Here is a 24,991-nt window from a genome sequence, read left to right on the forward strand (position 1 = left end):
TTCACTCAAAAATGGCCAAGTTCCCCGCCCCGTCCGGTGATGTTTCACCAGCGCGGGACGGGGAACGTTGATATTCAAGGGTAGTGGCGCCGCGGTCCGCGGCACCACTACTCCATTGTGGTCCTTAGGCCTTGGCCTTGATGGAGTCAACAGCGGCCTTTGCCTTGTCCTGCAGCGCCTTGGAGAGCGGAGCGGACTTGGCGGAGCCGGCAGCGGCCTGCTGGCCGGCGTCGGAGACTACGTAGCTCTCGAATGCCTTGACCAGGTCAGCGGTTTCCTTCTTGTCGTAGGTGGTGCAGACGACGTGGTAGGAAACCAGGACTACCGGGTAGGCGGAGGAATCCGTGGTGGTGCGGTCAAGCTTGATGGAAAGGTCTCCGGTCGGGCGGCCTGCAACGGGCTTGCCCAGTTCAACAGCCTTGGCGGCAGCGGCCGGGGAGATCTTGACGAAGTCCGAGCCAACCTTGATCTGTGCGGTGCCGAGCTTGCCGGAGACTGCGGAATCGTCAGCGTAGGTCACGGCACCCGGGGTGTCGGTGACGGTCTTGACGACGCCGGAGGTGCCCTTGGCGTTCTCGCCCTTCAGGGACGCGGGCCACAGGCCGGCAGCCTTGTCGGTCCAGACCGAGGGAGCAGCAGATGCCAGGTAGTCCGTGAAGTTCTGAGTGGTGCCGGAGTCGTCAGAGCGGTTGACCGGGGTGACCTTGAGGTCCGGAAGGGTGACTCCGGCGTTCAGGGCGGCGATTGCCGGGTCGTTCCAGTTGGTGATCTGGCCGCGGAAGATCTTCGCAACGGTGTCGGCGTCGAGCTTCAAGTCCTTGACGTTCGGGATGTTGAAGGCAACGGCGATCGGGGAGATGTACACCGGGATGTTGATGGCGCCGTCGGTGCCGCACTTGGTCTTGGATGTGGCCAGTTCAGCGTCGCTCAGGTAGGCGTCGGAGCCTGCGAACTGCGCGGAGCCGTCAAGGATGGCCTTGCGGCCTGCGCCCGAGCCGTCCGGGGAGTACTGGACCGTGGCACCCGGGTTCGCGGAAGCGAAGTTGGTCTTCCAAGCGTCCATTGCGGCGCCCTGCGCCGAAGAGCCGATGCCGGTCAGGGTGCCGGTGACCTTGACGCCTGCGGCGCTCTGGGTGGCTGCCGGGGCGCCGGTTGCGTTGTCTGAACCACAAGCGGTCAGCGCAAGGGCGCCGACTGCGAGGACCGCGATTGCCGCGTTGCGGCCGAAGCGAGTTGCCTTCACTGGGATGTACCCCTTCCAGGGATTCTCTGATGCGTACCGAGGGAGAAAGTCGGCATACGAAAGATTTGCGTACGTGTTTGTACCTTTATCGACGGTAGGAGTCGCAGGTAAAGGGATCGGCGGTCCAAAGTGAACGGGAGGTGAACGGCTGTGGACCATTGGCTTACATGTGCAGCGTCACCCTTGCGCTTGGCGAGTCATAAGGGATTAAGTGACGCCCCTCACTTTGCGGTTCCTTCGGCGAGCCTCATTTACTAGGCAGCTCCTGAATAGACTTGAGCCATGACCGCCCCCCAAGGACTTTCAGCGAGCAAGAAATTCCTGCGGGCGCGGCTGCGCACTGGCTTCGTCCGCAGCCGGAACTCCTTGGTCCCGGCCGTCCAGATGACCGTGTGCGCCGTGGGCGCCTACGCGTTCGCTGAATACATCCTTGGGCACTCAGGACCCCTTTTCGCCGCGACTTCGTCGCTGATCGCGCTCGGCTTCTCGCGGGATCCGCGGCTTCGCCGGGTCGTGGAGGTCGGGCTTGGCTGCACCCTCGGGATCGTCATCGGCGATCTTCTGCTCCACTGGCTGGGTTCGGGAATCTGGCAAGCCGCCGTCGTGCTCCTTTTCTCCATCCTCCTGGCCCGGTTCCTGGACAGTGGCACCATCTTCACTACCCAACTGGGCCTGCAATCGCTTCTCGTGGTCTTGCTGCCCGCGCCGGCCGGGGGGCCGTTCACCCGAAGCATCGACGCCGTTGTGGGCGGGGTTTTCGCGCTACTGGTTACCATGCTGGTCCCGAAGGACCCGCGCAGGGAGCCGCGCCAGGACGTCCGCAAACTCCTGCACGAACTCTCGGAGGTCCTCCGTGAATGTGCCGACGCATTGATCAACAGCGACTCCACCCAGGCCTGGCATGCCCTCATCCGGGGGCGGAATTGCCAGCCGCTCGTGGACCGGATGCGCCAATCCCTCAAGGCATCCGGTGAAGTGGCCACGCTCGCCCCGGCGTACCGGCGGCACCGCGACGAGCTCACCATGCTGGAGGAGTCGTTGGATTCCATCGACCTCGCCCTCCGCAACAGCCGGGTGTTCGCGCGGCGGCTCACGAGCGCCATCAACCATGCAGCATTGACCGACGAGGCGACGGACAGCATTTCGGAGGTCCTCCAGGACACGTCCGCCGCCGTCGAGGAACTGTCGCTCGGCCTCGCGGAAGTGCACGACGGCGCCCGCCGGGCCCACCTGCGCGGCGCACGGCAGGACTTGGCCGACATTGCCACCCGGCTGCACCCCAAAATGCTTCACGTCCAGAAGCTCGAGGGCGAAACAGTGGTGATGCTCTTCCGCCCGCTCATGGTGGACCTGCTCGAAGCCGCGGGCATGGACCCCCGGGAAGCCCGGGACGTGCTTCCTCCCTTGCAGTGAGGCGCGCTTGACTGTCCTACCCCTCCACTAGCCTTGTACGCATGGCTTCCAAGACCTCACGCACCTCCAAGACACCCGCGTACAAATGTGCCGAATGCGGGTGGACCACTGTCAAGTGGGTGGGGCGCTGCGGTGAGTGCCAGGCGTGGGGCACTGTGGAGGAAACGGGCGCCACAGTAGCGCGTACGACGGCGGCCACAACGGTTTTGGAGCCGGCTCGCCGGATTGCCGAGGTAGACGGCACCACCGCCGCGTTCCTGCCCACCGGAGTCGACGAACTGGACCGCGTCCTGGGCGGAGGGCTGGTTCCCGGCGCGGTGATCCTTCTTGCCGGGGAACCCGGCGTCGGGAAATCCACCCTCCTGCTCGATGTCGCGGCGAAGTTCGCCCGCACCGGCCAGGACGTCCTGTACGTCACGGGTGAGGAATCGGCGGCCCAGGTCAAGCTCCGCGCGGAACGGATCGACGCGGTCGCTCATACCCTCTATCTCTCGGCGGAAACGGACCTCGGGCAGGCCCTAGGTCAAGTGGAGAAGCTCGAGCCGAAACTGCTGATTGTGGACTCGGTACAGACCCTCAGCAGCGCCGACGTCGAAGGTAGCGCGGGCGGAGTCTCACAGGTCCGGGAAGTCGCAGCGTCCATTATCGCCGCCGCGAAGCGCCGCAACATGACAACCCTGCTGGTAGGCCATGTGACGAAGGACGGCTCCATTGCCGGTCCGCGCCTCCTGGAGCATCTGGTGGACGTCGTGTGCCAGTTCGAAGGCGAGCGCCATTCGCGCTTGCGATTGTTGCGCGCGGTCAAGAACCGCTATGGGGCCACGGACGACGTCGGCTGTTTCGACCTGAACGAAGCCGGCATCGAAGGCCTCGCCGATCCCAGCGGGCTTTTTGTGTCGCGGACGCGCGAGCCGGTGTCCGGCACCTGCATCACCGTGACCATGGAAGGCCGGCGCCCGCTGTTGGCCGAAGTGCAGTCGCTCCTGGCCGAAAGCGCCAGCTCACAGCCGCGCAGGGCCACGAGCGGCCTGGACAGCTCGCGTGTCGCCATGCTCCTTGCTGTCCTTCAACAACGGGCCGGTTGCATCCTGCACAAGGACGACTCCTACGTGGCCACAGTCGGAGGAGTGAAGCTGAGCGAGCCGGCCACCGACCTTGCTGTAGCGCTTGCCGTGGCCTCGGCGAAGGCGCGGAAGGCACTGCCTCAGCGGCTCATTGCCTTCGGCGAGGTTGGCCTGGCCGGCGAGGTCCGTCCCGTTCCAGGGATCAACCAGCGCATCCACGAGGCGCAGCGGCTTGGGTTCACCCACGCGGTGGTGCCCGCGAGTCCCAACGGACCGGGGCCCATCCCGGAGGGTTTCTCGGTCCGCGAAGTGGCACACCTGGCCGAGGCCTTGGAACTGCTGATCACCTAGCGGCTGGCTTGGTCTCGGAGTGTCGGGCGCGTGCCTTAGCCGTGGCCACCGGAAGATTGTCCCCATGACCAAAAGAAATGTGCTCATTGGGGGACGCCTCTTCTTTGCCCTCCTGACCCTTGCAGCGGTCGGGACGCAGCTCACGGTCCACATCGGCCTGGGCTTTGATCCGTGGAACTTCTTCAGCTACTTCACCAACCTGTCCAACATCTTCGCGTCGGTGGTGCTGTTGATCAGCGGCTACCGCGGGCTGGCTGGCAAGCGGCCAAGCGAACTCGACGACGCCACCCGGGGCACTGCCACGATCGCCATGGCTGTCGTGGGACTCGTCTTCGGCGCGCTCCTCGCAGGACAGGACCTCGGCTCCCTGCTGCCCTGGGTCAACTTCGTAGTCCACTACCTCATGCCGGTTGTCATGGTGGCCGACTGGCTGTTCCAGCCTCCGCGCTCCAGGCTGACCGTCAAGCACCTCTGGTATTGGTTGCTCTACCCGGTTGCCTACCTCGTCTACAGCCTGATCCGAGGTTCATTCGTCAACTGGTATGCCTATTGGTTCATCGACCCCGTGCGCGCCGGCGGTTGGGGCGGAGTGGCGGTCTTCGCCGTCGCGATCGCCGTAGGATTCCTCGCGGTGAGCCTCGCCATGCTGGGGCTGGGAAACAAGCTCGAACGCCAAGTGAGCTACTGAACTATTTCGCGGGGTTGTGCGTGCCGATCGGGACCAGCGTGAGCTTCGGGTGGTTCTTCTCGATGCGGCGGAGAGCCCAGACATCGTTGAACAACGCGAGGTATTCGCCATCGGACCTCAACAGCACCTCAGCGCCCGGGACGTTGGCAAGCGCCGGCATGGCCTCCGCCGTCGAGATCCTCGCCATTGAGTACGGGAGGCGCTCCAAGCGCATCGGGGCGTTGAAGTCGTGGGCCATGCGGTCTTCAACCACTTCGAACTGCATGGGACCCACAGCGGCGAGAACGGGTGCCTGGTCGCCTCGGACGTCGGAACGGAGCACCTGGATGACGCCTTCATGCTCAAGCTGTTCGATGCCGCGGCGGAACTGCTTGAAGCGGCTGGGGTCCTGGGACCTGGCCACCTGGAAATGCTCGGGGGCGAAGAGCGGAATGGCGGGGAATTCCACGGGTTCTTCCAGGAACAGGCTGTCTCCAACGCGGAGTGAGGACGCGTTCACCAAGCCGACAACGTCCCCGGGGTAGGCCTCGTCGATGACTTCGCGTTCGCGCCCGAACACCTGCTGGGCGTACTTGGTGGCGAAGGACTTCCCGGTGCGGGTCTGCGTGACCACCATGCCGCGCTCAAAGACGCCGGAGCACACCCGGATGAAGGCAACGTGGTCGCGGTGGGCCTTGTTCATGCCGGCCTGGACCTTGAAGACAAACCCGGCGAAGGGAGCGTCAACGGAACGGGGCTCGCCGTCAACGTCGGGGCGGGGTGCTGCCGGGGGCGCGAAATCCACCAGGGCATCCAGGATCTCCTTGACCCCGAAGTTCAAGGCCGCCGAGCTGAAGAGGATGGGCGTTGCCGTTCCGGCGTGGAAGCTCTCCACGTTGAAATCGAGGTTTGATTCGATCACGAGTCCGGCTTCGTCGACGGCGTCGCTCCAGTTGTCGCCCTGGGTCTCGGCTGCTTCTTCCGGGGTGAAGTACTCGGTGATGGCGATGTTGGCGCCGGCGTTGTTGCGAGCGAACCGTGCGAAGCGGTCATTCCGCAGGTCCCAGACTCCACGGAAGTCGCCGGAAATGCCCACGGCCCACGTCAAGGGCATGGGCTGGAGGCCGGTGCGTTCCGTGATCTCGTCCATCAGCGCGAGCGCGTCGAGGCCCGGGCGGTCCCATTTGTTGATGACCGTGATGATCGGCAGGTTGCGCTGCTTGCAGACCTCGAAGAGCTTCATGGTCTGTGTTTCCAGGCCCTTGGCGGCGTCCACCAGCATCACTGCGCAGTCGACGGCGGCCAGGACGCGGTAGGTGTCCTCGGAGAAGTCGGCGTGGCCCGGGGTGTCCAGCAGGTTGATCACGGTGTCCCGGTAGGAGAACTGCAACGCCGCGGAGCTGATGGAAATACCGCGGTCCTTTTCCATCTGCATCCAGTCGGAAACAGTTTCCTTGCGGTTGGCCTTGCCGCTCGACGCACCGGCGGTGCCGATGACCTTGGCATGCAGGGCGAGGGCCTCCGTGAGCGTGGACTTGCCGGCGTCAGGGTGCGAGATGACCGCGAAAGTCCGACGCCGGGAGGCCTCATGGTGAATTTCCTGGACTCGGGCGGGGCTCAGGACTTCTTGGGACACGGTGCTACTTTCGCTGCGATCTGGGCGTTGCCCGCACTGGAACGACGGGCCGAACGTGGAATGGAGGCTGGATACGGGCCCCGCGTGGGCCGGGGCCAACTCAGGGAGTGGCACGATTTGCGCGCCAGCCAAGATACCAAGTTTATCGCAGCCCGGGGCCACGCCGGAGGCAGCGTCCCAACCCAGCGCTTAACAGGATCGAAACGAGGTGCACAAACCTCCGAAATCACCGGCCGATAGTTTGGAGCAATGGCGGACGCCTCCGGCCCGCGTTGGAGCCGTCCGCCCGGAAAAACTGAGCAGCCGACGATGGCATGAAAGGAACAGGGCATCAATGAAACCAGGGAATGGCTTGTTCTACGATCCCCTCGGCCCCTCCCCCGCGGCGAACTCCACAGGGTTCACGCCGGTGAACTCCACAGGATTCACGGAATCGAACTCCGCCGCGGCCAGGAGCTGGCCCCAGCAAGGACACCGCCCGGACGCGAGCACGGGCGGCGGAACCCACTCTCCAGCGAGGCAAACGCATCCGGACACCGGAAGGGCGGCGGCCAGGGAAGCCGCGCTGCAGAGTGTACGGCGCGACCTTGAGCGACTCGCGCGCCTTCGGACGGCTCCATGACGGTCCCGGGGACCGAGCCCAAAGCGGCGGTCCGGCGACCGCCGTCGAGCGCGTTTCCGGGGCCTCGTCACCTAACCTTTTTTGGGGCACTTTAAGGCTTGCCCGTGCGGTTGTTGCCGGTCTATACCTCTATCATTGAGCTTGCGGGAAACATGGCATTTTGATCCCGCCGACTTATTGCTGAAAACCGGCACACTTGCGGGCGCGCCTGCGTGCACCTTTGAAGGGAACACCTATGGCTCGGAGCCCCGAAGATTCGCTCAAGGCGACTCTGGGCAGGGTGGCCCCCGGAACACCGTTGCGCGACGGCCTGGAACGCATCCTCCGTGGGCGCACCGGTGCCCTGATTGTGTTGGGCACGGACCGGACCATCGAATCCATCTGTTCAGGCGGCTTTGAAATCGGCATCGATTTCTCCCCGACGCGACTGCGTGAGCTCGCGAAGATGGACGGTGCCATCATCTGCGACAAAGACGCCGGGAATATCCTTCGTGCAGCAGTACAGCTTGTGCCGGACTCCAGCATCGAGACCCAGGAATCAGGAACGCGTCACAGGACGGCCGAGCGCGTAGCCATCCAGACAGGTGTTCCGGTGATTTCGGTCAGCCAGTCCATGCAGATCATCGCCCTCTACGTCAACGGCCTGCGGCACGTGCTGGAGGGCTCCGAGAAGGTCCTGGCCCGCGCCAACCAGGCTCTCGCAACCCTCGAACGCTACAGCGCCCGATTGGACCAGGTCACCAGCGCCCTGTCGGCCCTCGAAATCGAGGCCATGGTCACCGTCCGGGATGTGGCGGTCACCCTCCAGCGCCAGGAAATGGTCCGGCGCATCGCCGAGGAAATCGCCCAGTATGTCCTGGAACTGGGTGAGGACGGCAGGCTGCTCTCGCTGCAGTTGGAAGAGCTCACCACCGGCCGCGGCCCGGGCAGCGACGTGATCATCCGGGACTACGCCGGTGCCGACGCTTCGCCCGAGGACATCGACGGCGCTGTGCAGGCCCTTTTGGATCTTGGCCCGGCGGAGCTGATCGACCTGGGCAAGATCGCCGGAATCATCGGTTTCGCCGGAGGCATGGACGTGCTCGACGCCGGTGTGCAGCCGCGCGGCTACCGCCTCTTGTCCGGGCTGAAGTCGGTTCCGAAAGCCGTGGCCGACCGTTTGGTGGAGCACTTCGGCGGACTCCAGTACCTCATGGCCGCCACTATCGACGATCTCATGACCGTGGACGGCATCGGCGACCAGCGTGCCCGGACTGTCCGTGAAGGGCTCAGCCGCATGGCCGAAGCCAGCCTGCTGGACAGGTTCCTCTAGCCGAGCTGGAACACGGCTTTCGTGCTCGCTTTGTTTCCCAGGACGGCTTTGAACGTGTAGGTGCCGGTGGCCGGCTTGGCCGAGATGACGCCACAACCCTCCGTCGTCCGGTTGCGTTGCCAGGGGAAGTTGGCGATCTCGCTCTTGCCCGGATCGATCTGCTTCACGAGGTCATCGCCCTTCGCTTGGCAGTCCTTGGAGGAGAAGATCCGGTCCTCGCCGCTCATTACCAGGAACTCCATCTGCGACGTGCCGACGTTGACCTGGCACGGCGCTGCTCCGCCGTTGGTGATCTTCATGCTCAACACGGGGTTCTGTCCGGCCGCATAAGCGGGCTGGTCTGTAGACGCCGTTACCGTCACCAGGTTGAGGTCGCACACAGGGGTGGCCGGGGGTGTTGTGGTGGGCGCGATGGAATCCGTCGAAGGCGTCTGGCTCGCAGAAGCGGCTCCCACGGCTTGGGTCTTGGCTGCGCCGGGATCGGCCTTGCCTGCGAGGGATGAACTCATGGCAACGACCCCGGCAACGAGCATCGCCAGGACCACCAGGAGGGCACCGAAGACAACCAACCTCCGACGCCGGTAAACGGCAGGGCTTGTCCGCCGCCTTTGGGGCCGGACCCCATTCGCGGAACGGCTTGCTCCTGCGGTCCGGGCAGGGCTTTTTGCCGACGGCGACGTGCGCGCCCTCGGCGGTTGCTTGCCCTTGTTGACCATGCTTCTAGGCTAGGCAACGCAAGGCCCGGATGGCACCGCACCACGCCGCCGGGGCCTGATCGGAGCCAGTATGACCTACGTCATTCCGGGCCGGCTCCACTACAGTGGATGGCAGGAATCGGCCGCCAACAGGGCCCGCCACGAACCGCAGCAAGGATCTTCATGTCACTGCCCGGCTCCGCCGAGATTGCCAGCGCCGCTGAACTTGCCGGCACCCCTCACCTCACGGACTTGCACCTCTCCATGGACCGTTGGTTCTCCGAGGTGGCCCGCGTATTGCCGTGGAGGGCCCCGGACTGCAGTCCATGGGGGATCCTGGTCAGCGAGGTGATGCTGCAGCAGACTCCGGTGGTTCGCGTCCTGCCGGTGTGGGAAGACTGGATGGATCGCTGGCCGGAACCTGCGGACCTCGCGGAGCAGCCCTCGGGTGAGGCCGTGCGGCATTGGGGCAGGCTCGGTTATCCCCGCCGCGCGCTCAGGCTCCACGCGGCCGCCGTCGCGATCGTGGAACAGCATGGCGGCAAGGTGCCGGACACGCACGCATCGCTGTTGAGCCTTCCCGGCGTCGGCGACTACACGGCAGCGGCGGTGGCTGCTTTTGCGTTCGGGCGCCGCGAAACCGTGGTGGACACGAACATCCGGCGGGTGCACGCCCGGCTCGTTTCAGGACTCGCCCTGCCGGCGCCGTCGCTCACCGCGTCGGAGATGCGCCTTGCCGAATCGCTCATGCCCGACGACGTCACGCTCTCCGTCCGCTGGAACGCTTCCGTCATGGAACTCGGAGCGCTGGTGTGCACGGCCCGCTCCCCCAAGTGCTCAGACTGCCCCGTCCGCGACTCCTGCGCGTGGCTTGCCGCAGGTGAACCGCCCCCGACGTACACCCCCAAGGGCCAGGCGTGGCACGGCACGGACCGGCAGTTGCGGGGTGCCGTCATGGCCGTGTTGCGCGTGGCCGATTCGCCGGTAGCCCCTGAGCTGTTCGAGCGCCCCGCAGCCGACCTCGGCTTCGACGCCGAGGGCACGGCCGTGCCGCTGGCTGCCCTGCACCGCTTGAATTCGGCCCCGGAGCAGTTGGAACGCGCCCTCGAGGGGCTCCTGCGCGACGGCCTGGCCGAGATGCACGACGGCGGACTGCGGCTCCCGGCCTAGGCTTCCGTTTGCGCCGCGTCCTTCACGCCGTGGACGGCTTGCGGGCTAGAAGGTAGGCCTGCGGGGTCTTCTCGTACCTGTCGTCCGGTTCGCGGAGAAGCTGTGCCTCGACGACCAAGCCGGCCTGAAGGAGGAGTTCCGAGATGTGGTCCGGCGGCAAGCGGTAGGCATCGAGGTCGATCTCGTGGCCATACGACTGCAGCCTGGGGTGATCGCGGCGGGCTACAGCCACCATTTCCGGCGACAGGTCGATGCCGAAAGCCGCCAGGCCGAGTGAACGCAAGTGCGCCGTGATCCGTCCGGGCCCGCAACCAATGTCGGCAACTGTCTCGCCGCCCGAGGACTGCACAAGCTCGGCAAAGGTGCCGAGCATGGCCCGGTCATAAGGTTTGGCGTGGAGTTCGTTGCGCAGGAGTTCGGCGTAATCGACGGCTACCGTGTTGTATGCGGCGCGAGTGGCATGCACATCCGAGGGTTCAGTCATGGAAAGAACCCTATTCTTTGTGGCCGGCTTGCTCCTGGACTCCACGGAAAACCCGGCCGTTACTTAGCCCGAGGTCGCGGAGCCGCAACGATCCGCAGATGTCGGTAACGATGTGCCTGCCAGTTGCGGGCATCCCGTTCCGGGCGTCGGCTGTGGGATTATTCTCAAGTATGCGCAGGTTGTGGGCCGCCATTGCATTGACCACGACGGCGGCGCTCTGGTCGGGATGTGAACCCCAAGTCACCGTTTGCCCGGCAATTGCGATGGCCCCCGTGGTCTCCCTGACAATCACGGCAGACTACGCGCCAACGGTCAAAACCGTCCATTTGAAGGCATGCCAGGACGGGAAATGCCGCGAGGGCGATGTGGATCTGCGCCCGGGCAGCGTGTCGCTCCCTCAATCCTGCGGGCCGGAACCTGAAGGGTCATGCTCTGCCGTCGCGTCACCGGATGGCACCCGCTACGGCTTCCTCAACATGGGAACGCTAACCTCCTCGCCCATCGATGCCGAAGTGACTGGCCTGGACACAAACGGCGGGACCTTGCCCACCAGGACGCTCAACTTCACGCCGAAAAGTACCAAACCGTGGGGCGAGCAGTGCCAGACCGCCATTACGGCGAGCCTCTTGCTCGATGCCCATGGTCTGCGGCAGTCCTGAACACCTCCGCGGCACGGCAAATCTCGGCGTGCGGCGACATATCGGCGTGCAGGCACATATCGGACGACGTCAGATCTCGCCGAATCCCTGTTCCACCAGCCGCCTGACGTAGTCCACGGCTTTCGATGAGTCTTTGCCCCAAGCCTCGACCCTGAGTTTGCCGCCCTGGCCCACGGCGAGGCTCATGAGTTCCATGATGGAGGTGCCATCGACGCCGTTTACCGTTGCCTCGACATCCATCCCGGCCAGTCCGCCCGCAATCTTCGCCGCAGGCCTGGCGTGCATTCCCATGGGGTTTATGAGCTCGAACTCGCCGCTTTCCGCCGGTTCGCCCCTTCCTTGGGATTCGGCTATCCCCGCGGACTCAAAAACAGGCTCCGGGCCGAATCGAACCGACTCCGCAGCGGCCTTCACTGCGGCGGCCATGGCACCACCCTGGGTGGCCACCGCTGCGGCGACCAGGCCCTCCACCAAGGGAGCGTCGGCGAGGAGCACTTTGTCCGGTTCGCTGCAGAACTCGGCCGCTGATTCTGCCGTCATGACCGCGGAACCAAGGTCCGTCAGAACCACCACGCCATCCCCTGAAGCCTCCCCAAGTCCTGCCTCGAATGCGGCGATCGCTTTCTCCAGGTCGGTGCCGATCCGGCCATCCTCCGTCCCGCCGACGGCGTAGAACCGCACATCGGGGGCCATCTGCGCGGCCAGTTCAACCGCGCCCTCCGCGATTTTCCGGCTGTGCGAAACCACCACCAAGCCCACCGTCATTCAGCGGACCCTTCGGGGAATCCGGCGGCAGTCGCGGCGGCGCGCAACAGCAGCGCAGAAGACGCAGCCCCGGGATCTCGGTGACCGGCGCTGCGTTCACCGAGGTAGCTTGCGCGCCCCTTGCGGGCTACCAACGGATCAGTCGTCACGGCCCCGACCTCGGCAGCCTCGGCCGCCGCGGCCAGCACCGCCACAGCATCTCCTCCAGCCACGAGGACCTCGTCCGCCGCTTCGACGGCGGGAGACCAGGCATCCACCATGGTTTTGTCGCCCAGCTCCGCTTTTCCGCGGGCAACAATTCCGTCCCGAGCCGCAGTCAGTGCTCCTGCAAGCGCCGCTGCATCAACGTCCGCGCTTTCTCCCAGCGCCGTTGCCGCCCGAAGATACGCGGTTCCGTACAGCGGTCCAGCTGCCCCGCCCACCTTGGACATCAAGGCCATCGCCGCCAGCTTCAGCGCTGCACCGGGCGTTTCGGGTGGAGTCTGGGCAAGTTTCTCCATGACGGCCTGGAATCCCCGGTCCATGTTTTCACCGTGGTCGGAGTCGCCGATCGCGCGGTCCAGAGCAATCAACTCTTCCCGGTGCTCGGCCATGAGCCGTGCGGAGAGCGTCAACCATTCGACCGCCCATTCGACCCCCAGGCCCACTGTCACATCCCCCAACGCAGGGCCGGAGTATGGACGGGTGCGTCCCAAAGGGCTGTGAGTTCGTCATCAAGACGCAGTACCGAGATGGAGCAGCCCTGCATCTCGAGCGACGTGACGTAGTTGCCCACGAGGGAGCGTTCCACTTTGGCTCCTCTTTCCGCGAGGATCTGGGCGGCCCGGCGGTAGACGATGTACAACTCGCTAAGGGGCGTACCGCCCATGCCGTTGACGAAGAGCAGCACTTCTTCACCGGCCTTGATCCCAAGGTCCTCCAGGACAGGGTCCAAGAGGCGGCTGGTGATGGCGTCGGCGCCCTCCATGGCGATCCGGTGCCTGCCGGGTTCACCGTGAATGCCTATGCCGATTTCGATTTCATCCTCGGCGAGCTCGAAGCTGGGTACCCCGGCATGCGGCACGGTGCAGCCGGACAGGGCGACGCCCATGGTGCGCACGTTGCGGACAACTCCCTCCGCCACGCCCGCGACGGCTTCCAGCGAATCCCCACGCTCCGCGGCTGCGCCGGCAATCTTTTCGACCAGCACGGTGCCGCCCACGCCGCGGCGGCCTGCCGTATACAGGGAATCCTCCACCGCGACGTCGTCGTTGACGAGAACCGAGCGGACGCTGATTCCTTCAGCCTGGGCCATCTCTGCCGCGGTCTCGAAGTTCAGCACGTCACCGGTGTAGTTCTTCACGATGTGAATGACGCCGGCCCCGGAATCGACGGCCGCCGTGGCCGGAATGATTTGGTCAGGCGTGGGCGAGGTGAAGACGGCGCCCGGCACAGCGGCGTCGAGCATTCCGTGCCCCACAAAGCCGGCATGAAGCGGCTCATGGCCGCTCCCGCCTCCCGACACAAGCGCCACCTTGCCGGCTACGGGCGCTCCTTTTCGAACGACGAAGATGGGGTCCGTATGGACATCCACGAGATCGGCATGGGCCATGCCGAAACCCTCGACAGACTCGTCCACCACCGAGCGGGGATCGTTGATGAGCTTTTTCATGGCGCGCTCCTGGGGCGTTGCTGGTAGGTGATTTGACCCTACTACCAGCGCCCCGGGCACGGTAGGGGAACGGTCCGTATGTGCGAACGTGCAACACAGAACCCAGCGACGGAAAGGCAAAAGGGACAACCCCCAATGGTTGTCCCTTCTGAAAAACCTTCCGGTATCCGCCTGCTTAGTGGGGCGGTCCGCCCACCGTCAGACGGCCGATGCTGAAGTCTTGGGCTGTTGCGTCCTTGGCCATCGAGTCGGGCCAAAGATCGGTGCACGCGGACCGCATGCACCCGCCGGTCCCCTGCTTGCGCGACTCCGGTGTGGAGCCGGGACGCGGCATGTCGATTTGGAAACCTGAAAAGTCCGGAAACATAACGTGGTACTTCATTTCTCGCCTCCACAGTATGGTTGGCCCGCCGCAACCGAGCCTCAACTAGTTTATCCATCAAGTTGATATACGTAAAGACTTTGGGGACCGGCACATTCAGGGACGGGGAAGAACCCGGAGCTAAAGGACCTTGATCATGCGGGTGTTGCCCAGGGTATTGGGCTTCACGCGGGCCAGATCGAGGAACTCGGCCACGCCTTCGTCGTGGGAGCGCAGCAATTCCGAGTAGACCTGGGGGTCGACGGCGGTTTGGTCCGCCATGACTTCGAAGCCGTGGCGCTTGAAGAAGTCCACTTCGAACGTCAGGCAGAAGACCCGCGCAACGCCCAAGGCCCGGGCGTCCTCCAGAAGTTGCTGGACAAGGACATGACCCACGCCCTTGCCCCGCCAATTGTCGTCCGCCGCCAAAGTGCGCACCTCTGCCAGGTCCTCCCACATGACGTGCAGCGCACCGCAACCGATCACCTCGCCGTCGGACGATTCGGCAATCCGGAACTCCTGGAGGCTCTCGTAGTAGGCAACGGTCTCCTTGGCCATCAGGATTCGCTGCTCTGCCAGTGGCGCTACAAGCCTCTTGATCGCGGCAACATCGCCGGTGCGGGCAGGACGGATACTGAAGGTGGAAGTCACAGCCCCAATCTTACGAGGCGAAAGGCGCCTAGAGCCCCAGGTCCCCAGGAACAGGAACCTCCTGTCCAAGTACCTGCCTGGCAAGGAAGTGCTCCACGACGCCGTACCAGACCTTGGCGTGCTGCGGCTGCAGGATCCAATGGTTCTCGTCAGGGAAATACAGGAAGCGGTGCTGGGTTTCACCGCTCTCATCGGCGGGCAGCCCGGAACTGGAAAGAAGTTCGTACCAAAGCCTCAGGCCCTCGCCGATCGGCACCCGGTAGTCCTTGTCACCGTGGATCACCAGCATGGGCGTCTTGATTTTGGCGACATGGAGATGGGGCGAATTGTCCAGCGCCATCTCCGGGGTCATTTCCTTGAGCCAATACTGCGAAGCGTCCGTAGTGGGCCCGAACTGGTCCATGGCCCACAGACTGGCGTGCGTCACGATCGCCTTGAAACGGTCCGTGTGCCCGGCCACCCAGTTGGCCATGTAGCCGCCGAAGGAGCCGCCCATGGCGGCTGTCCGCGTCTGGTCAATGTCGGACCGCTGGACCACCGCGTCGGTGATGGACATGAGGTCCGTATACGGCGCCTTGCCCCATTCACCCCAGCCGCGCTGGATGAATTGCTGGCCATATCCGGTGGACAGTGCCGGGTCCGGTAGCAACACGGCATATCCCTTCGACACGAGCAGCCATGGATTCCATCGCCAGGTCCAGGCGTTCCACGAGCCCAACGGCCCGCCGTGGATCCACAACAGCAGGGGCGCCGGGTTCGCCTCCGACGCGCCCTCCGGGAGCGCGAGGTAAGCCGGAACCCTCGAACCATCTGCCGCACTCGTTTCCACCCGTTCCAACGAACCTTTGATCCGGGGACGTTCAGCCGGTGCGGGAAGCCGCTCGACGTCACCCGAAGCGAGATCGATCCGGACGGCTTCAGCCGGGAATTCATACGAGCTGCGCAGCGCAAACGCGCTCAGCCCATCGGGGGAAACCACGACGTCGGTGTACGCTGCGGCGTCCTGCGTCACCCGGGTAACCGTACCGTCGGCGACGGCGACCCGGAAAACCGGCGTCGCGCCGTCGTCGTCGGCCGTGACGAGGAGCGAACGCCCGTCCGGAAGCCAGGCCGCGGGGCTGCCCCAGCGGTCCCAAGAGGGCGCCAGCGGCTCAAGGTCAAGGGTTTCTCCAGCACCGACATTCAAGAGGTGGAGTTTGACCTGGGGCGCCTGCCGGGGAGTACTGTCGCTTTCACTGACTACCGAGAGCATCTTGCCGTCAGGGCTGACGGGGCCGGGGAAATAGCTCATTCCGTCATGGTCGAGGAGCACCTTGATCGAGCCGGAAGCGACGTCGACGGCGGCGAGCACAAAGCGTGTGTCAGCCTTCGCGAGCGGCTTGGCCATGCTCGTATAGATCGTCTTGCCGTCGGGGCTGACCACTGCGTGCGTGTTGCGGAGGTTGCCGCCGACGTCGGGCGTGAGATTGCGCAGTTTCAGGGGTGCGGTAGCGTCAACGGTCGCCGGCTTGCCGGACCCGGCCGTATCTCCGTTTTCCACGGCAAACAGCCTGGGCTGGGCAGGCCCCAGATCCGCGTCCCAGTAGCGGACCGGGTAGCCGGTGTGCAAAATGGCCGCTACCTTGTTGTCCTTGCGGCTCTTGCGCCTCTCCTCGTCATTGTCCTCATCCGTGGAACCGGCGAGGACCGAGGCCGTGACGAAAGTTGCATCCGCGGCTGACGCGGCCATGACGCCGCCGACGCCGCCCGCGCGGGAATGGACCACCCGCGCCTCACCGCCGTCGGCGGGCAGGAGCCACAACGCGCTCACGGGGTCCGCTTCGGGGCTGTCCGGATCGGGCCGGGCTGAGGTGAAGTAGAGGTCGCCGTTGGCGGCGAACACCGCGCCGGTTTCTCCCTTGGCGCTGCGCGTGATGCGGCGGGCGTGCTTCTTTCCCGCAGGATCGAGCTCCCAGAGGGCAGTGACGTACTCAGTGCCCTTGGCGTTGAGGGTGGAAACCGTAGTGACCAGGCGGCTTCCGTCCGCGCTGAGAGCCAGGCCACCGACCCGGGGGATGGCCAGGTAGTGGTCGAGATCGTGGAAAGGAGTTTCGGGTTGTGTGCTCGGGGCCTCTGGGGCATTCGAATCCATGCTCTGATTCAACACGCAATGTGCCGCAGATCACAGAAGGTTCACTCAGAGTGAAACACTTATTTCAGATATTGCGGGCCTGGGAACGCAAAAACCCCGCCCGCTCCTTTCGGGAGCGGACGGGGCCTTTGAGTCGGCGGAGCCGGAAACTAGGCGCTTGGAGCGATTTCCGGGATGCGCGGCTTGGCGTTGCCTGCGAAGGTGAACTTGGCCTCGTCGCCTTCGCCGTCGACGTCGACCACCACGATGTCGCCCGGGTGCAGTTCGCCGAAGAGGATCTTCTCGGAAAGCTGGTCCTCGATCTCACGCTGGATGGTCCGGCGCAGCGGCCGGGCACCCATGGCGGGATCGTAGCCCCGGGTTGCCAGGAGGACCTTGGCGGCCGTGGTGAGCTCGATGCCCATGTCCTTGTCCTTGAGGCGGCCCTCGAGGCGCGTGACGAACAGGTCAACGATCTCGATGATCTCGTCCTGCGTGAGCTGCGGGAACACCACGACGTCGTCAACGCGGTTGAGGAACTCGGGACGGAAGTGCTGCTTGAGCTCCTCCGTGACCCGTGCCCTCATCCGGTTGTAACCGGTAGTGGTGTCCGTGCCGGACTGGAAGCCCGTTGCGACGCTCTTGGAGATATCGCGGGTGCCCAGGTTGGTGGTCATGATGATCACCGTGTTCTTGAAGTCCACCACGCGGCCCTGGGAGTCGGTCAGGCGGCCGTCTTCCAGGATCTGCAGCAGCGAGTTGAAGAGATCGGCGTGGGCCTTCTCCACTTCGTCGAACAGCACCACGGAGAACGGACGACGCCGGACCTTCTCGGTCAGCTGCCCGCCTTCTTCGTAGCCGACGTAGCCCGGAGGGGCACCGAAGAGACGCGAGACCGTGTGCTTCTCGGAGTACTCGGACATGTCCAGCGTGATGAGGGCGTCCTCTTCACCGAACAGGAATTCGGCCAGCGCCTTGGCGAGCTCGGTCTTGCCGACGCCGGTGGGGCCGGCGAAGATGAACGAGCCACCCGGACGCTTGGGGTCCTTCAGGCCGGCACGCGTGCGACGGATCGCCTGGGAGAGGGCACGGATTGCCTCGTCCTGGCCGACGACGCGCTTGTGCAGCTCCTCCTCCATCTTGAGCAGGCGGCTGGATTCTTCCTCGGTGAGTTTGAAGACCGGGATGCCGGTGGAGTTCGCGAGAACTTCGGCAATCAGCTCCTCGTCGACCTCGGAGATATCGTCCATGCCGCCGGACTTCCAGTTGCGCTCCTTCTCGGCGCGCTCGGCAATGAGCTTCTGCTCCTTGTCGCGCAGCGAGGCAGCGCCTTCGAAGTCCTGGGCGTCGATGGCGGATTCCTTCTCCATCTTCACCTCGGCGATGCGCTCATCCATGGCCTTGAGCTCCGGCGGAGCCGTCATGCGGCGGATGCGAAGACGGGCACCGGCTTCATCGATCAAGTCGATCGCCTTGTCCGGCAGGAAGCGGTCCGAGATGTAGCGTTCGGCCAGCGTTGCCGCAGAGGCAAGGGCGCCGTCGGTGATGGTCACCCGGTGGTGCGCCTCGTAACGGTCACGCAGGCCCTTGAGGATTTCGATCGCATGCGCGACGGAAGGCTCCTTGACCTGGATCGGCTGGAACCGGCGCTCAAGGGCGGCGTCCTTCTCAATGTGCTTGCGGTACTCATCCAAGGTGGTGGCCCCGATGGTCTGGAGTTCACCACGCGCCAGCATCGGCTTGAGGATGGACGCGGCATCGATGGCACCCTCGGCCGCACCGGCACCCACAAGCGTGTGGATCTCGTCGATGAAGAGGATGATGTCCCCGCGGGTCCGGATTTCCTTCAGGACCTTCTTCAGGCGCTCTTCGAAGTCACCGCGGTAACGGGAACCGGCCACGAGGGAACCGAGGTCAAGCGTGTAGAGCTGCTTGTCCTTGATGGTCTCCGGGACGTCTCCGCGGACGATCGCCTGGGCGAGGCCCTCGACGACGGCCGTCTTGCCGACACCGGGCTCACCGATCAGCACGGGGTTGTTCTTGGTACGGCGGGAGAGGACCTGCATGACGCGTTCCATCTCCAGCTCGCGGCCGATCACAGGATCAAGCTTGTTTTCCCGCGCGGCCTGGGTGAGGTTGCGGCCGAACTGGTCCAGCACCACCGAACCGGCCGGGGTGCCTTCCTGCTGGCCTGGGCCTGAGCCAGGACCCGCAGTTTCCTTGCCCTGGTAGCCGGAGAGCAACTGGATGACCTGCTGGCGGACCCGGTTGAGGTCCGCGCCAAGCTTGACCAGGACCTGCGCGGCAACGCCTTCACCCTCGCGGATGAGGCCGAGCAGGATGTGCTCTGTACCGATGTAGTTGTGGCCGAGCTGAAGGGCTTCGCGGAGCGAGAGCTCAAGTACCTTCTTGGCGCGCGGGGTGAAGGGGATGTGCCCGGACGGGGCTTGCTGGCCCTGGCCGATGATCTCCTGTACCTGCTCGCGGACGCCATCGAGCGAAATGCTCAGGGACTCAAGCGCCTTGGCGGCAACGCCTTCACCCTCGTGGATAAGACCCAAGAGGATGTGCTCGGTACCGATGTAGTTGTGGTTGAGCATGCGTGCCTCTTCTTGGGCAAGCACAACAACGCGACGGGCACGGTCCGTAAATCTCTCAAACATTTCGCCACACTCCTAGCTACGACGTACTTTGATGCTACGTGGCAACGCTCGAATTTTGGGGCGTGTTCGCCACAGGGGAAACATGGCCGCACCCGGGAATAAGTTCACTCAACCCGTCCGCCGGCCCCAGGACCGCGGCGGAGACCACATCCGGGGCTTCCCCAATCAGGCGTCGCTGCTGCCAGCACCCGCAACGAGCCGGCCGGCCGCCGTCTTTCTTCACCGCGAAAGCGGTGACTGCGTACCGGAAACGCCCAGTCGACTCCAAGGCTTCCCTGGAATAGTGGTGCACAACACCGTTATCCCGACGAGCCGGGCAGTTAAATGACAATACCCCGGCCGTGGGGCCGGGGTATTGATACTTGGTGTCAGGAATTGGCCTTCTGGTAGGCTTCCTGAATTTCGGCCTGAATGCGGCCACGGCTGTTTACGGTATAACCGTTCTCGCGCGCCCATTGACGGATCTGTGCCGAGTCCTGGTTTCTCCCTGCGGCAACGCGGCTACGCGTTGCACGGCCGGTCGATGTCTTGCGTGCCTTGGCTACAAATGGCCCCAGAGCGTCCCGCAGCTTCGCAGCGTTGGCACTGGACAGGTCCATTTCGTAACTGACTCCATCAAGGCCAAAGCGGACAGTTTCATCCGCAGAGCCCTCATCCAGGTCGTCAACGAGGATAATTTTGACTTTCTGTGCCATGAAAAGACTCTCTTTTGGAGGGGTCGGATATGCAGAATAGCTAGACTACTAATTAAAGATTATCGTCCAGCGCATGGCACCCCGTCAAAGGCTCCGTCAAAGGCACTATTAAATCTTCGGGAGCGGCCCCGAGAAAGAGCTATTTGGCAGGTGTTGAGCCGTCGCCCGCAGGCTTGGCAATTCCGAATCCGGCTTCTTCCTGGGCGCGGGCTTCTGCTTGGCGCTCTGATTTGTCCGCGTTGAAGATAGCCTTCATGGCAAACCAAAAGAGAAGTCCGACAACAACGGACGGTGCAAGAACGGCAATGTATTCCATGGTCAGTGCCCTTCGGGCTTGAGGAGTGGGAACAAGATGGTTTCCCGGATGCCTGCTCCGGTGAACAGCATGACCAAGCGGTCGATGCCTAGGCCGATGCCGCCCATGGGCGGAGCACCGTACTCGAGGGCGCGCAGGAAGTCTTCATCCAACTGCATTGCCTCGACGTCGCCGGCGGCCGAACGACGCGACTGCTCCGTGAGGCGTTCGCGCTGGATGACGGGGTCGATCAGCTCGGAGAAGGCCGTGCCGCGTTCCATGCCGCCAATGATGAGGTCCCAGGCCTCGATCAGGCGGCCGTCCTCCCGGTGCGGGCGGGCAAGGGGCTGCGCGGAGGGTGGGTAGTTGTAGACGAAGGTCGGGTTGAGCAGGGTCGGCTCGACGATCTCGCCAAACAGTTCCACGACAAGCTTCTCGGCGTCCCACTTCGGATCCACCTTGACCTCGTGCTTGGCGGCAATGGCCTGCAGTTCCGCCACCGTGGTGTCGGGGGTGATCTCTTCCCCGATCGCCTCGGAGAGCCCCGGGTAGACAGCAACCCAGGCCCATTCGCCGTCGAGGTCGATCTCTCCGGCGTCAGTCTGGATGGTGCGGGTGCCCACGACGTCGGCGACGTTCAGGATGATTTCCTTCATGCGTTCGGCCATGACGAACTGGTCCGCCCACGCCTCGTAGCATTCCAAGGTGGTGAATTCAGGGCTGTGCGTGGAGTCGACGCCTTCGTTGCGGAACACGCGGCCCATGTCGTAGACGCGATCGATTCCGCCCACCACGGCACGCTTGAGGAAGAGCTCTGTGGCGATGCGCAACGTCATCTTCTGGTCGAAGGCATTCATGTGCGTCTCGAACGGCCGGGCCGTGGCACCACCGTGGACGAGTTGCAGGATGGGGGTCTCCACCTCCACGTAGCCGCGGCGGTCCAAAGTGTCGCGAACCGAGCGGGTAATCGCCGCGCGGGTGTAGACCATTTCCCGGGCTTCGTCACGGACCATCAGGTCCACATAGCGCTGCCTGACACGGGTTTCCTCATTCAGCTCGGCGTGCAGCACCGGCAACGGGCGCAAGGCCTTGGAGGCCATGGACCAGGAATCAGCCATGACAGAGAGCTCGCCACGCCTGGAGGAAATGACTTCGCCCTTGATGAAAACGTGGTCTCCGAGGTCCACCAGCGCTTTCCAGTCCGCGAGGGTTTCCTCGCCGACGTTCGCCAGGCTGAGCATCGCCTGCAGGCGCACGCCCTTCCCGTCCACACCGCCCTCCTGGAGGGTAGCGAAGCAGAGCTTGCCGGTGTTGCGCACGAACACCACGCGGCCGGTGATGCCCACGATGTCGCCGGTGGTTTCGTCAGCCTCGAGATGTGCGTACTTCTCGCGGATCTCGGCAAGGGAATGCGTCCGCTCAACACCCACCGGGTAGGCCTCGGTGCCGCGCTCAATCAGCTTGCTGCGCTTTTCCATGCGGATGCGCATCTGCTCGCTGGCGTCGGCAGGCTCGGCGGCGGTGTGCGGGGATGGGGTGTTTGCGGAAGTCACAATCCACAAGTTTACCGGGGATTCCTTGGAGTTCCCTATCTTCCCCTCCCGCCCCCGCGGCAACATAGACTCGGGCTGTGGAGACATGGACAGTTGAAACGGACGACGACGGCGGGCACCTCGAGGTGCACTCCTTCCGGCCGGCGGCTGAGGCGTCCATTCCGGGCGCGTCGGGCGCTACGGAGGAGCCCGGCGTCGTGCTCGTTCACGGCACCTTGGTGACCGATTCCCTCTACTGGCCATTCGCCCGGAACCTGAGCGTCCTGCTAGGCCGGCCGGTGCATTCCTACAATCGGCGCGGCCGCGGCCGATCGGCGCCGCAGCCGCCCGGCTACTCCGCCGCAACGGAGACCAGCGACTTGCTTTCCGTGATGGAAGCGAGCGGATCCACCGATGTTGTCGGGCACAGCTATGGCGGATTCGTCGCGCTCCAGGCCGCGCTGCGCGCCCCCATTTCCCGCCTCGTCACTTACGACGCCGCGGTTTCCCTCTCCGGCAACTTGAACGGGCGCTGGCGGCCGCAATTGGAAGAGGCCGTCACCGCTGGCCAGCTCGACAACGCATGGGCGCATTTGGTCCAGGGGCTTGGCACGGCCGGCCCGATTTCCTATTTGCCGCTCGGGGCACTGCGGGTGCTCAGCATCCTCTCCGCGAAGACGAGGTTGGGTTCCGAGATGAGGGAATTGCTGCCGACGGCGGTTTTGGAGATGCGGGCGATCATTGACGCCGACTCGCACATCCAAGACTATGCGGAGTTGAAGACGCCAACCCTGATGCTCAGCGGCGGGTGGAGCCCGGCGTACTTTGCCGAAACCGGCCGGCAGCTTGCGGCCGCCATTCCTCCGGTGGACTTTGCGGTAGTTCCATTGCAGTTCCACGAGGGTCCCCTCCGGCCGGGCAAACAGCTCGCTGTGAGAATTGCCCGCTACCTGGCGCGGGGGACGGCGAAGGCGCCGTCCCCCTAGGATGAAGCGGTGAGAGAACGTGAGGTCCCGACGCCCGACGGCGGCACGCTCGCCTTGTACAGTTACGGCTCGGTGGACGCGCCAGGAGAACGCCGCGTGGTGCTCATTGGGGGCGCATTCCTGACCGCGCTCATCTACCGGCCGTTTTCCATGGCGCTATCGAAGGGACTCGGCGAGGGCTGGGCAGTCGACGTCTACGATCGCAGGGGTCGCGGCAGCTCTTCGGAACTACCCGCGAACTACTCGATGGCCACGGAGATAGCGGACGTCCGCAGCATTTTGGACGCCACCGGCGCCAGGAACCTCCTCGGCCACAGCCTTGGCGGATCCGTGGCATTGAATGCCGTCCAGGAGTTTGCGGGAACAAGCTACGAGCCGGACAAACTGGCTGTGTATGACGCGGCCGTGAACATCGACGGGAGCGTGGACACGGGCTGGCTGGACGGCTTTGCCCAATCCGTGGACAGCGGGAATGTGGGGCGTGCCATGGCCAGGATGAAGCGGGGAATGCAGCCTGGCACCGCTTTGGCGCGAATCCCGGAGCCCATCCTGGCGGGACTCATGGCCCTTGTTTCCCGCACCAAGGTCAACAAGGTCCTCAGGGGACTCATGCCAACGGGCGTGGCCGAACTCAAGGCCGCCTATGACGAAGCCGCGCATCCCCGGGACTTCTCCGTGCTCCCCCGGAGCACGCGATTCATCGTGGGTAGCAAAAGCCCCGAATACTACAAGGTCACCGCAGAGCGGCTGTACGCAGCCGTCCCGGGAAGCACGCTGGTGGTATCGCCGAAAGGCTTCCACGGATCCATTCCTGCCGCGGTCAAGGAACTCGTGACGGACATTTCCAGCTATTTCAAGGACTGACGGAACCCCGCGGCTCCGTTAGGCTCGAAGCATGACGCGCGAGAACATCACAACGGCCGACGGCGGAACCCTCGAGCTCTTCACGACGGGCGGTGAGCTTGCCAACGGCGGCTCAGGCGTCGTCGTCGTGCCCGCCTCCATGGTGACCGCCGCAGACTATTCCAAGTTCGCCCAGAAACTCAGCGCCGCCTTGCGCCGCCCGGTCCACACCTTCAACCGCCGGGGCCGTGGTGAATCATCGCCCCAGCCCGAGGACTACACCCTCGACGTCGACATCCGGGATCTTTCCGAAGTCATGAAGCACACGGCCAGCACCGACGTCTTCGGCCACAGCTTCGGAGGCGCCGTGGCCCTGCACGCGGCGCGTACGCTGCCGGTGGAACGCCTGGCGGTCTACGACCCCGCCGTCTCCGTCAACCACAGCGTGAAGGCGGACTGGACGGGCGAATACGAACGCGCGACGGCGGCTGGAGACTTTGACCGCGGGCTTGCTGTGCTCGTGAAGGGCGTCGAAACAGAGGGCGCCTTCGCGCGGATGCCGCTGTCGATGCTGACGCTCGTCACGAAGCTGACCTCAGGCACCCCCATGGGCAAACAAATGCGGGAGCTCATGCAGGCCGGCGTGCGTGAGATCAAGGCAGTCATCGCCGCGGACATGCCCGCAGAGCCTTTCCTTGAGCTGCCGCTGGAGACGCTCATTGTGGTCGGGGAAAAGAGCCCCGCCTACTTCGGTGTGGCGTGTGGCCAGATCCACGACGTCCTGTCCGGATCGAGCTACACCATCCTGCCCGGCCACGGCCATGATGGTGTGATCCGCGCACCGGACAAGCTCATCGCCGAGCTCTCCGACTTCTTCTCGGGGTAGACGCCCGCTCACATATAGAGGGGGTTTTGAGCGGACGCCGGCTCACCTGTGCCGGCTCCTGGCGGGACGCCCGCTCACATATAGCGGCTCCCGGCGGGACGCCCGCTCACATATAGCGGCTCCCGGCGGGACGCCCGCTCACTTATGGCGGCTCCCGGCGGGACGCCCGCTCACTTATGGCGGCTCCCGGCAGGACGCCCGCTCACATCATGTGAGCGGGGGTCCGGGGAAACCGGG

General features: G+C 64.6%; 25 protein-coding genes. 10 read left to right on the forward strand and 15 right to left on the reverse strand.

The features are described from left to right. Positions 1 to 124 precede the first annotated feature (124 nt). On the reverse strand, positions 125 to 1,243 hold the full coding sequence (gene pstS, locus QRN51_RS16250) for a phosphate ABC transporter substrate-binding protein PstS (protein ID WP_059388351.1): 1,119 nt from the start codon (positions 1,241 to 1,243) through the stop codon (positions 125 to 127). A 282-nt stretch (positions 1,244 to 1,525) separates the two neighbouring features. Here pstS and QRN51_RS16255 point away from each other — a divergent pair, with 282 nt between their 5' ends. The 3 genes from QRN51_RS16255 (at position 1,526) to QRN51_RS16265 (ending at position 4,759) form a co-directional block, all read left to right on the forward strand. Further along, positions 1,526 to 2,656: an FUSC family protein gene (locus QRN51_RS16255; protein WP_284990887.1), complete on the forward strand. Its 1,131-nt coding sequence runs from the start codon at positions 1,526 to 1,528 to the stop codon at positions 2,654 to 2,656. 41 nt (positions 2,657 to 2,697) lie between these two features. Beyond that, positions 2,698 to 4,071: a DNA repair protein RadA gene (gene radA / locus QRN51_RS16260; protein ID WP_284990888.1), complete on the forward strand. Its 1,374-nt coding sequence runs from the start codon at positions 2,698 to 2,700 to the stop codon at positions 4,069 to 4,071. Between the two features lie 64 nt (positions 4,072 to 4,135). Beyond that, a complete protein-coding gene (locus QRN51_RS16265) occupies positions 4,136 to 4,759 on the forward strand; it encodes a Pr6Pr family membrane protein (RefSeq protein WP_284990889.1) in 624 nt (207 codons plus the stop codon). 1 nt (position 4,760) lies between these two features. On the opposite strand, the gene QRN51_RS16270 is transcribed toward QRN51_RS16265, so the two are convergent. Then, entirely contained in the window at positions 4,761 to 6,374 is a 1,614-nt protein-coding gene (locus QRN51_RS16270) for a peptide chain release factor 3 (RefSeq protein ID WP_284990891.1), read from the reverse strand. 334 nt (positions 6,375 to 6,708) lie between these two features. Between QRN51_RS16270 and QRN51_RS16275 the strand changes: the two genes are divergently transcribed. After that, on the forward strand, positions 6,709 to 6,996 hold the full coding sequence (locus QRN51_RS16275) for a hypothetical protein (RefSeq protein ID WP_284990892.1): 288 nt from the start codon (positions 6,709 to 6,711) through the stop codon (positions 6,994 to 6,996). A 235-nt stretch (positions 6,997 to 7,231) separates the two neighbouring features. Then, positions 7,232 to 8,308 (forward strand): DNA integrity scanning diadenylate cyclase DisA, encoded by a 1,077-nt coding sequence (disA, locus tag QRN51_RS16280; RefSeq protein WP_059388344.1) that lies wholly within the window; start codon positions 7,232 to 7,234, stop codon positions 8,306 to 8,308. On the opposite strand, the gene QRN51_RS16285 is transcribed toward disA, so the two are convergent. Then, positions 8,305 to 8,877, reverse strand: coding sequence for a hypothetical protein (locus QRN51_RS16285; RefSeq protein ID WP_350224993.1), 573 nt, complete (start codon positions 8,875 to 8,877; stop codon positions 8,305 to 8,307). The two genes, disA and QRN51_RS16285, sit on opposite strands and share 4 nt — an antisense overlap. 390 nt (positions 8,878 to 9,267) lie before the next feature. Here QRN51_RS16285 and QRN51_RS16290 point away from each other — a divergent pair, with 390 nt between their 5' ends. Further along, a complete protein-coding gene (locus tag QRN51_RS16290; RefSeq protein ID WP_284990905.1) occupies positions 9,268 to 10,173 on the forward strand; it encodes an iron-sulfur binding domain-containing protein in 906 nt (301 codons plus the stop codon). Positions 10,174 to 10,195: 22 nt separating this feature from the next. Here QRN51_RS16290 and QRN51_RS16295 read toward each other — a convergent pair whose 3' ends face one another. Further along, positions 10,196 to 10,657: a class I SAM-dependent methyltransferase gene (locus QRN51_RS16295; RefSeq protein ID WP_284990894.1), complete on the reverse strand. Its 462-nt coding sequence runs from the start codon at positions 10,655 to 10,657 to the stop codon at positions 10,196 to 10,198. Positions 10,658 to 10,667: 10 nt separating this feature from the next. Next, positions 10,668 to 10,949, reverse strand: a complete 282-nt coding sequence (locus QRN51_RS23345) for a hypothetical protein (RefSeq protein ID WP_350224994.1) — start codon at positions 10,947 to 10,949, stop codon at positions 10,668 to 10,670. A gap of 184 nt (positions 10,950 to 11,133) precedes the next feature. Between QRN51_RS23345 and QRN51_RS23350 the strand changes: the two genes are divergently transcribed. Further along, positions 11,134 to 11,316 carry a hypothetical protein gene (locus QRN51_RS23350; protein WP_306964184.1) on the forward strand — a complete coding sequence of 61 codons (183 nt, stop codon included), beginning with the start codon at positions 11,134 to 11,136 and terminating at the stop codon, positions 11,314 to 11,316. 69 nt (positions 11,317 to 11,385) lie between these two features. Here QRN51_RS23350 and dhaM read toward each other — a convergent pair whose 3' ends face one another. The 10 genes from dhaM to lysS all read right to left on the reverse strand — a co-directional run bounded on the left by dhaM (position 11,386) and on the right by lysS (position 22,060). Next, the gene (gene dhaM, locus QRN51_RS16305) at positions 11,386 to 12,081 is read right to left on the reverse strand and encodes a dihydroxyacetone kinase phosphoryl donor subunit DhaM (protein WP_284990895.1); all 696 of its coding nucleotides are present in this window, start codon (positions 12,079 to 12,081) and stop codon (positions 11,386 to 11,388) included. Next, positions 12,078 to 12,728 carry a dihydroxyacetone kinase subunit DhaL gene (gene dhaL / locus QRN51_RS16310; protein WP_284990896.1) on the reverse strand — a complete coding sequence of 217 codons (651 nt, stop codon included), beginning with the start codon at positions 12,726 to 12,728 and terminating at the stop codon, positions 12,078 to 12,080. The genes dhaM and dhaL overlap by 4 nt, the downstream gene beginning before the upstream one ends. Positions 12,729 to 12,730: 2 nt before the next feature. Continuing rightward, positions 12,731 to 13,732, reverse strand: coding sequence for a dihydroxyacetone kinase subunit DhaK (gene dhaK, locus QRN51_RS16315; protein WP_059388341.1), 1,002 nt, complete (start codon positions 13,730 to 13,732; stop codon positions 12,731 to 12,733). Positions 13,733 to 13,907: 175 nt separating this feature from the next. Then, on the reverse strand, positions 13,908 to 14,114 hold the full coding sequence (locus tag QRN51_RS16320) for a hypothetical protein (protein ID WP_059388340.1): 207 nt from the start codon (positions 14,112 to 14,114) through the stop codon (positions 13,908 to 13,910). 120 nt (positions 14,115 to 14,234) lie between these two features. After that, positions 14,235 to 14,744, reverse strand: a complete 510-nt coding sequence (locus tag QRN51_RS16325) for an amino-acid N-acetyltransferase (RefSeq protein ID WP_059388339.1) — start codon at positions 14,742 to 14,744, stop codon at positions 14,235 to 14,237. Positions 14,745 to 14,772: 28 nt separating this feature from the next. Next, complete coding sequence (locus QRN51_RS16330) at positions 14,773 to 16,875, reverse strand: S9 family peptidase (RefSeq protein WP_284990897.1); 2,103 nt, start codon at positions 16,873 to 16,875, stop codon at positions 14,773 to 14,775. Between the two features lie 149 nt (positions 16,876 to 17,024). Next, positions 17,025 to 19,517, reverse strand: a complete 2,493-nt coding sequence (locus tag QRN51_RS16335) for an ATP-dependent Clp protease ATP-binding subunit (RefSeq protein ID WP_284990898.1) — start codon at positions 19,515 to 19,517, stop codon at positions 17,025 to 17,027. Between the two features lie 368 nt (positions 19,518 to 19,885). Next, entirely contained in the window at positions 19,886 to 20,212 is a 327-nt protein-coding gene (locus QRN51_RS16340) for a histone-like nucleoid-structuring protein Lsr2 (RefSeq protein WP_059390281.1), read from the reverse strand. 139 nt (positions 20,213 to 20,351) lie between these two features. Further along, positions 20,352 to 20,528 carry a hypothetical protein gene (locus QRN51_RS16345; RefSeq protein WP_172465751.1) on the reverse strand — a complete coding sequence of 59 codons (177 nt, stop codon included), beginning with the start codon at positions 20,526 to 20,528 and terminating at the stop codon, positions 20,352 to 20,354. A gap of 2 nt (positions 20,529 to 20,530) precedes the next feature. Further along, on the reverse strand, positions 20,531 to 22,060 hold the full coding sequence (gene lysS / locus QRN51_RS16350) for a lysine--tRNA ligase (RefSeq protein ID WP_284990899.1): 1,530 nt from the start codon (positions 22,058 to 22,060) through the stop codon (positions 20,531 to 20,533). Between the two features lie 77 nt (positions 22,061 to 22,137). Here lysS and QRN51_RS16355 point away from each other — a divergent pair, with 77 nt between their 5' ends. Genes QRN51_RS16355 through QRN51_RS16365 form a run of 3 tightly spaced genes read left to right on the forward strand, consistent with a single transcriptional unit; the run spans position 22,138 to position 24,754 of the window. Further along, positions 22,138 to 23,025, forward strand: a complete 888-nt coding sequence (locus tag QRN51_RS16355; RefSeq protein ID WP_284990900.1) for an alpha/beta fold hydrolase — start codon at positions 22,138 to 22,140, stop codon at positions 23,023 to 23,025. Positions 23,026 to 23,034: 9 nt separating this feature from the next. After that, entirely contained in the window at positions 23,035 to 23,889 is an 855-nt protein-coding gene (locus tag QRN51_RS16360) for an alpha/beta fold hydrolase (RefSeq protein ID WP_284990901.1), read from the forward strand. A 31-nt stretch (positions 23,890 to 23,920) separates the two neighbouring features. After that, complete coding sequence (locus tag QRN51_RS16365) at positions 23,921 to 24,754, forward strand: alpha/beta fold hydrolase (protein ID WP_284990902.1); 834 nt, start codon at positions 23,921 to 23,923, stop codon at positions 24,752 to 24,754. Positions 24,755 to 24,991: the final 237 nt, after the last annotated feature.

It is taken from the genome of Arthrobacter sp. efr-133-TYG-120, assembly GCF_030209785.1.
Taxonomy (GTDB): Bacteria; Actinomycetota; Actinomycetes; order Actinomycetales; family Micrococcaceae; genus Arthrobacter.

Coding starts and splice junctions, on each gene's coding strand:
- dhaK (WP_059388341.1), bottom strand. CDS start 13,732: ATGAAAAAGCTCATCAACGATCCCCGCTCGGTGGTGGACGAGTCTGTC.
- radA (WP_284990888.1), top strand. CDS start 2,698: ATGGCTTCCAAGACCTCACGCACCTCCAAGACACCCGCGTACAAATGT.
- QRN51_RS23350 (WP_306964184.1), top strand. CDS start 11,134: ATGGGAACGCTAACCTCCTCGCCCATCGATGCCGAAGTGACTGGCCTG.
- QRN51_RS16340 (WP_059390281.1), bottom strand. CDS start 20,212: ATGGCACAGAAAGTCAAAATTATCCTCGTTGACGACCTGGATGAGGGC.
- QRN51_RS16365 (WP_284990902.1), top strand. CDS start 23,921: ATGACGCGCGAGAACATCACAACGGCCGACGGCGGAACCCTCGAGCTC.
- QRN51_RS16290 (WP_284990905.1), top strand. CDS start 9,268: ATGGACCGTTGGTTCTCCGAGGTGGCCCGCGTATTGCCGTGGAGGGCC.
- QRN51_RS16335 (WP_284990898.1), bottom strand. CDS start 19,517: ATGTTTGAGAGATTTACGGACCGTGCCCGTCGCGTTGTTGTGCTTGCC.
- disA (WP_059388344.1), top strand. CDS start 7,232: ATGGCTCGGAGCCCCGAAGATTCGCTCAAGGCGACTCTGGGCAGGGTG.
- QRN51_RS16275 (WP_284990892.1), top strand. CDS start 6,709: ATGAAACCAGGGAATGGCTTGTTCTACGATCCCCTCGGCCCCTCCCCC.
- QRN51_RS16330 (WP_284990897.1), bottom strand. CDS start 16,875: ATGGATTCGAATGCCCCAGAGGCCCCGAGCACACAACCCGAAACTCCT.
- QRN51_RS16295 (WP_284990894.1), bottom strand. CDS start 10,657: ATGACTGAACCCTCGGATGTGCATGCCACTCGCGCCGCATACAACACG.
- dhaM (WP_284990895.1), bottom strand. CDS start 12,081: ATGACGGTGGGCTTGGTGGTGGTTTCGCACAGCCGGAAAATCGCGGAG.
- QRN51_RS16320 (WP_059388340.1), bottom strand. CDS start 14,114: ATGAAGTACCACGTTATGTTTCCGGACTTTTCAGGTTTCCAAATCGAC.
- QRN51_RS16345 (WP_172465751.1), bottom strand. CDS start 20,528: ATGGAATACATTGCCGTTCTTGCACCGTCCGTTGTTGTCGGACTTCTC.
- QRN51_RS16265 (WP_284990889.1), top strand. CDS start 4,136: ATGACCAAAAGAAATGTGCTCATTGGGGGACGCCTCTTCTTTGCCCTC.
- QRN51_RS16255 (WP_284990887.1), top strand. CDS start 1,526: ATGACCGCCCCCCAAGGACTTTCAGCGAGCAAGAAATTCCTGCGGGCG.